The organism is Trichocoleus sp. DQ-U1, assembly GCF_039961925.1.
In the GTDB taxonomy this organism is placed as follows: Bacteria; Cyanobacteriota; Cyanobacteriia; order Cyanobacteriales; family FACHB-T130; genus FACHB-T130.
In genome coordinates this window covers 1-5,127 of record NZ_JAMPKB010000152.1, presented here as the reverse complement: position 1 = coordinate 5,127, position 5,127 = coordinate 1, and the positions used below count along the sequence as shown (strand labels likewise).

Sequence of the window (5,127 nt, the reverse complement as noted above, 5' to 3'; positions counted from 1 at the left end):
TCGATTGGGATTGTCGGTTTAGCCTTAAATCTGCGGGCTTACGACTTTGTCTCCCAGGAACTGCGGGCGGCAGAAGATCCCGAGTTTGAAACGTTCTACACCAAGAATATTCTGCTCAATGAGGGCATTCGGGCTTGGATGGCTCCTCAGGATCAACCCCACGAGAACTTTATCTTCCCTGAAGAGGTTCTGCCTCGCGGTAACGCACTGTAATGTTTTGAATTTTGGATTTTAGATTTTGGATAATTATTCATCTAAAATCTAAAATCTAAAATTTAAAATCTTAAGGTCGGTACCTTGTTTGGTTAATGACAATAGAGGTTTTACCCCGTGCAAACGTCATTTAATAGTGGTTTCGTATCAGGTGCCGGACGCGACCAAGAGTCGTCTGGATTCGCCTGGTGGGCGGGTAACGCCCGTCTAATCAACCTGTCTGGTAAGCTGCTGGGCGCTCACGTTGCCCACTCTGGTCTGATTGTTTTCTGGGCTGGAGCGATGACTTTGTTTGAAGTCGCTCACTTTGTGCCCGAAAAGCCGATGTACGAACAGGGATTAATCCTGCTGCCTCACCTAGCCTCTCAAGGCTGGGGTGTGGGTCCAGGTGGAGAAGTGATCGACACTTTCCCCTTCTTTGTCGTTGGTGTTTTGCACCTGATTTCCTCCGCTGTTCTAGGCTTGGGTGGAATTTACCATGCAATTCGCGGTCCGGAAACTCTGGAAGAATACTCCGGTTTCTTTGGCTACGACTGGAAAGATAAGAACAAAATGACCACCATTATCGGGATTCACCTGATCCTCTTGGGAATCGGTGCCTTCCTGTTGGTGATTAAGGCAATGTTCTTTGGTGGTTTGTATGACACTTGGGCACCTGGTGGTGGTGATGTTCGTGTCATTACCAGTCCTACGCTCAACCCAGCAGTGATCTTCGGCTACCTGCTCAAGTCTCCCTTCGGTGGCGACGGCTGGATTGTTAGCGTTGATAACCTGGAAGATGTCGTCGGCGGTCACATCTGGGTTGGTCTGATTTGCATTGCTGGTGGCATTTTCCATATTCTCACCAAGCCTTTTGCATGGGCACGTCGTGCCTTGATCTGGTCTGGAGAAGCTTATCTCTCCTACAGCATCGGTGCTGTGTCCTTGATGGCTTTCATTGCTTCTTGCTTCGTTTGGTTTAACAACACTGTTTATCCCAGCGAATTCTACGGTCCCACTGGCCCTGAAGCTTCTCAAGCTCAAGCAATGACCTTCCTGATCCGCGACCAGCGCTTAGGTGCGAACGTCGGTTCTGCACAAGGTCCCACTGGCTTAGGTAAATACCTGATGCGCTCTCCTAGCGGCGAAATCATCTTCGGTGGTGAAACAATGCGCTTCTGGGATTTCCGTGGCCCTTGGTTGGAGCCGCTACGCGGTCCCAATGGTCTTGACCTGAACAAGATCAAGAACGACATTCAACCTTGGCAAGCGCGTCGCGCTGCTGAGTACATGACCCACGCTCCTTTGGGTTCACTGAACTCTGTGGGTGGTGTTGCTACGGAGATCAACTCGTTTAACTACGTGTCTCCCCGTTCTTGGTTGGCTTGTTTCCACTTTGTCATGGGTTTCTTCTTCCTAGTCGGTCACTTGTGGCACGCCGGTCGCGCCCGCGCTGCTGCTGCTGGTTTCGAGAAAGGAATTGACCGTGAAACCGAGCCAGTGCTATCTATGCCTGACCTCGACTAATTAGTTTGAGTTTTGAATTAGAGACTTATAACTGATAAATAAAAAGGCTCCTGTTTTCCAACAGGAGCCTTTTTGTTATTGGTAAAATCACGCAGGACGCTGCCTCAAATCAGGGCTACGCTATCGGCATCAATTGCAGCTACCGTGCAATATTGGAGTGCAGAAAACTTGTGAATGCTGAAAACAAAACTGAAAGATTATTTGAGGCAATTCAGTCATCTGATGTCGAGCAAGTCAATCAACTTCTAGATTCTGGAGTTGATGCTAACCGCAAGAATTATTCCAGGGGTCAACATCCACTGGTGTTAGCTTCTAGCATCGGAAATCTAGACATTGTGGAGGCATTGCTGGAGGCAGGGGCAAATGTCAATGCTAAGTCTGGAATAGCTAAAAGTCCCAAGTTTAACCCAACTATTTCTGTGTCATCCGTACCGGGAAATGCCAGTTTAGGCGAGATGATAAGCGAAGCGCTTGAAGATGCCCCCGATCAAGCAAAAGGCTTTTTTGCAGGCTTTACGCAGTTCGTTGATGCTTTCTCAGATGAAAACAGCATCAGTAGTGCGGGTACCAATGAGCAGCAAAACTCCTCCCAAGATGAAGGTGTAGAGTTTGACGAAGAGGAAAATTTTGATGAGGAGGAAGAAAAGACGGCATTGATAGTAGCGATCGCTTCCGGTCATGTCGAGATTGTAAAAACTTTGCTTAAAGCTGGTGCTGAAGTCAATCCAAATACATGGCATGACTCTGTTCCCCTCGTTGTTGCTGCCAAACACGGACAGCTTGAAATTGTCCACGCCCTCATTTCTGCTGGTGCTGAAGTCAATAAACCTGGGTGGGATTGCGGCGGGTACACACCTTTAGGCATGGCAGTTGAGCATGGACAAGTTGAGATTGTTCGAGTTCTTCTTGAGGCAGGCGCTAACCCTCTAGGAGGAGACAGTGAAACTACTTCTCTAGCAATCGCTGCGGTACATGGATATATAGAAATCATGCAACTTCTGCTGAAGACTGGCGTAGATATCAACTACCCCAAAGGTAGTTACACAGCTTTAATAGGAGCGGCTAACAACGGTCAATTTAAGATGGTGCAAATGCTGGTAGAAGCAGGAGCTGATGTTAATGCTTGGTATGAAGGCTCTAATACTCCTTTGCGCTACGCAGCTTATAACGGGCATCGTGAAATCCACGACTATTTGTATCCCTTAGGTGCTGAAGATATCCGGAAGTATGGGGAGAGAGAAATTGAGAAAGGTGTCAAGAAAAAGGAGCGATTACAGAAGAAGGATGTCGAAGATTTCATTGATGCGGCAATGTTTGGAAAAGTCGAAGCGGTAAAAGCAGCCATTGAGAAGGAGATAGACATCAATGCTATTGGCTCTAACGGTGAAACTGCCTTAATGTATGCGGCTCATTACGTTCTATTCCTGTAGTTCAAACTCTAATTGATGCAGGTGCTGAGTTAGATATTTTGAGCGAAGAAGATGGACTCGGTGAGGGGAAAACTGCTTTGATGCACGTAGCCGGAAGCTTTTTCGCAACAGGAAAACGGGCTGAAGTGGTCAAAATGTTAGTGGAAGCGGGGGCGAATATCAATCTCAAAGGTAAGGATGGTCGTACCGCTCTGATGTGTGCTGCTATGGCTGGTTATGCCGATTCAACTCAGGCTTTGATAGAAGCAGGTGCAGACCTTGATGCCACAGATGATGATGGTAATACAACAATGATGTTGGCAGAGGCTAGCAGACATCGTAAAATTGTTCGCCTGCTCAAACAAGCGGGTGCTTCAGAAGGGGGAATGAATGATATTGCCTTAATTCAAGCAGCCTATGACGGAAATGCCGAACAGGTTAGAGCGTTAATTCAAGCAGGCGCGGACGTTAATCGCAGGACGAATAGCACCGCGTTATGCAATGCAGCTTCAAGAGGGCATGATGAAATCGTGAGGATGCTGATTGAAGCTGGTGCAGACGTAAACAAAAGAGCCTTCGCTGGCTCTTTTAATCCGCTACTCCATGCTGCCTCTCAGGGATACCTTGATATCGTTCGCGCCTTGGTAGAAGCGGGTGCAGATGTGAATGCGAGAGTTGAAGATTACTGTAATGCACTTGAATATGCTGAGTTGGGCATGATGAAAGGGCATCACAAAGGTAGACAACACGCCGAGGTGATTGAATTACTCAAGCAAGCGGGTGCTACCAAGTCGCAAGATTTTTAATGAGAAGATGTAGCGATCGCTTCCACCATCCCTGGCAGTACAAATAAAAAAAACGGGGATGAGCCACCTCATCCCCATATCCTAAAGAGTTTTGAATTAATTCATAACTCAAAACTCAAGACAATTTACAAACTCGGCACAAATTGCTCTTTTTCTGGTACATCTGTGTACTCAGCAACAATTTGGCGGAACTCTTCACCGTCAATAGTTTCCTTCTCAATCAACAAGTCTACGAGTCGGTCGATGACTTCCCGGTTGTCGCTCATGATCTTGCAGGCATCTTTGTAGCATTTAGCGACAATTGACCGCACTTGCACATCAATCTGGGAAGCAATTTCCTCAGAATACTCGCTACGGCTCGTCCAATCGCGTCCCAAGAACACTTCACCACTCTGGCTTTCTAGCGACAGGGGGCCGAGGGTAGACATTCCAAACCGCGTGACCATCTGCCGTGCCAACCCTGTCACCTGTTGCAAGTCTCCGCCAGCACCAGTCGTAATCTCGGAATCGCCAAAGATGACTTCCTCCGCCGCACGTCCGCCTAAAGCGCCGGTAATGCGTGCCAATAGCTGGGATCTGGAGATTAAGCCTTGATCTTCATTGGGAGTGAACCAGGTTAAGCCACGCGCTTGACCTCTTGGCACGAGGGTGACTTTTTGGACTGGGTCGTGGTCGGTCACTAGGGTACCGACGATGGCGTGTCCTACTTCGTGGTAGGCAATCAGTCGCTTGCTCTTGCTATCCACCAGCGGCGTGCCTTCCATACCCGCTACCACCCGGTCAACGGCGTCGTTGATTTCCATCATCGTGATGGCCTCTTTGCGACGGCGAGCGGTCAAGATAGCAGCTTCGTTGAGCAGGTTCGCTAAGTCAGCACCTGTAAAGCCTGGAGTCCGACGAGCGATCGCTTCTAAGGAAACTTCGGGAGCAATTTTTTTGTTCCGTCCGTGGACTTCTAAAACCGCAAGGCGTCCCTTCAGATCCGGTGCATCCACCATCACTTGTCGGTCAAAACGCCCCGGACGCAACAGCGCCGAATCCAGAACATCGGGACGGTTGGTTGCGGCAATGATAATAATTCCGGTATTGCCTTCAAACCCGTCCATTTCTGTCAAGAGCTGGTTGAGGGTTTGTTCCCGTTCGTCGTTCCCACCGCCGATGCCTGCGCCTCTTTGCCGTCCGACGGCGTCGAT

4 protein-coding genes and 1 pseudogene are annotated in these 5,127 nt (G+C 48.7%); 4 read left to right on the top strand and 1 reads right to left on the bottom strand.

Annotated elements, in window-relative coordinates:
• From NDI34_RS27655 to NDI34_RS27640, 4 genes are all read left to right on the top strand, one after another.
• Nucleotides 1-213, top strand: a 213-nt coding sequence (locus NDI34_RS27655) for a photosystem II protein D2 (RefSeq protein ID WP_348233786.1), incomplete at its 5' end; no start/stop codon positions are given.
• Between the two features lie 117 nt (nt 214-330).
• Complete coding sequence (psbC, locus tag NDI34_RS27650; protein WP_190414496.1) at nt 331-1,719, top strand: photosystem II reaction center protein CP43; 1,389 nt, start codon at nt 331-333, stop codon at nt 1,717-1,719.
• 170 nt (nt 1,720-1,889) lie between these two features.
• The gene (locus tag NDI34_RS27645) at nt 1,890-3,149 is read left to right on the top strand and encodes an ankyrin repeat domain-containing protein (protein ID WP_348234434.1); all 1,260 of its coding nucleotides are present in this window, start codon (nt 1,890-1,892) and stop codon (nt 3,147-3,149) included.
• A 38-nt stretch (nt 3,150-3,187) separates the two neighbouring features.
• Complete coding sequence (locus NDI34_RS27640) at nt 3,188-3,934, top strand: ankyrin repeat domain-containing protein (RefSeq protein WP_348234433.1); 747 nt, start codon at nt 3,188-3,190, stop codon at nt 3,932-3,934.
• A 125-nt stretch (nt 3,935-4,059) separates the two neighbouring features.
• Here the strand turns inward: NDI34_RS27640 and ftsH2 are convergent.
• Nucleotides 4,060-5,127 (bottom strand): annotated as a pseudogene (gene ftsH2, locus NDI34_RS27635) (ATP-dependent zinc metalloprotease FtsH2); the annotation flags it as partial.